Source organism: Rhizobacter sp. P3_B12, from assembly GCF_056402895.1.
This window is the reverse complement of record NZ_JBFUGN010001385.1, coordinates 1-1,240: the sequence shown is the minus strand read 5'-3', so window position 1 is coordinate 1,240 and position 1,240 is coordinate 1. Positions and strand designations below refer to the sequence as shown.

Genomic DNA, 1,240 nt, shown 5'->3' with positions numbered 1-1,240 from the left:
GTCGGTGTCGTTCTTGTGCGCATCGCACAGGTCGCAGGTGGCGAAATCGTTCGGGTGCTCGGCGCTCATGCGGTGACTTTCTTGATCGGGGGTTTCACATCTTCGCGGCGCGGCGGCAGCATCGTCTGGTGCTCGCGCGGGGTGTTCAGGATGATCGCAGTGGAAGTCTCGGTCAGCAGGCAGAACTTCGTGACGACGGCATCGAGGTGGGGCACGTCGATCACCGCGATCTCGAGCAGCCAGCTGTCCTCGCCGGTCACGTTGTAGGCGCTGACCACCTCGGGACTCTGCTGCACCAGCTTGACGACCCGCGCGTATTCGGCGCGGCCCACGCGCACCATCGCACGGATGCCGTAGCCGAGCTTGCCGAGGTCGACCGTCGCGCGGTAGCCGGTGATCACGCCGGCGGCCTCGAGCTTGCGCACCCGCTCGGTCACGGCCGGCTGGCTCAGGTGCACGCGGCGGCCGAGTTCGGCCATCGTCAGGCGCGCATCGGCCTGCAGCTCGGCGAGGATGCGCGTGTCATGGGCGTCGATGTCAAGGTTCAAGGCAAAACCTCCGAAAGTCCTTCAAACATAGCATGCGTTGCATCCGTCGACCTTGCTTCTTGCATTCCAATGACGCGCCCGCCTTCGTACGATGTCGACCTGTTTTCCGCACCGAACACGCACCATGTCCGCCTCCTCTCCGACCGCCTCGCTGCAGCCCGAACGCCACGGCCCGCAGGCGCTGATCCTGCTGTGCCTGGCCGCCACCTGGCTGGTCTGGGGCTCCACCTACCTCGCGATCAAGTTCGCGCTGGTCAGCTTCYCGCCCTTCCTGCAGATGGGCTCGCGCTTCCTGTTCGCCGGCGTGCTGCTGATGGCGTGGATGCGCTGGCGCGGCGCGCCATGGCCCAACCTCGTGCAGTGGCGCAATGCGCTGGTGGTCGGCGCGCTGATGCTGGGCGGCGGCATGGGTGGCACCGCGTATTCGGAGCAAACCGTAGGCTCGGGCCTGGTGGTCGCGTTCATCGCGGTGGTGCCGCTGATGATCGCCGGGCTGAACCTGCTGTGGCGCGTGGTGCCCAGCCGCCTCGAGCTGCTGGGCATCGCGGTCGGGCTGGCCGGCGTGCTGATGCTGACCCAGGGCGCCGGCTTCCAGGCCTCGCCGGTCGGGCTGTTCGCGATTGCGACGGCCTGCCTCACCTGGTCGGTCGGCAGCGTGCTCAGCCAGCGCAGCCTGCCGCTGGCCCCGGGCG

The 1,240-nt window shown here is 68.0% G+C and carries 2 protein-coding genes; one reads left to right on the top strand and one right to left on the bottom strand.

Features of this window, described 5'->3' with window-relative positions; all coding sequences use genetic code 11:
- Nucleotides 1–65: 65 nt before the first annotated feature.
- Nucleotides 66–548, bottom strand: a complete 483-nt coding sequence (locus AC1D01_RS35455; protein ID WP_477874318.1) for an Lrp/AsnC family transcriptional regulator — start codon at nucleotides 546–548, stop codon at nucleotides 66–68.
- Nucleotides 549–672: 124 nt separating this feature from the next.
- Between AC1D01_RS35455 and AC1D01_RS35450 the strand changes: the two genes are divergently transcribed.
- On the top strand, nucleotides 673–1,240 hold a 568-nt coding region (locus AC1D01_RS35450; RefSeq protein ID WP_477874316.1), incomplete at its 3' end, for an EamA family transporter.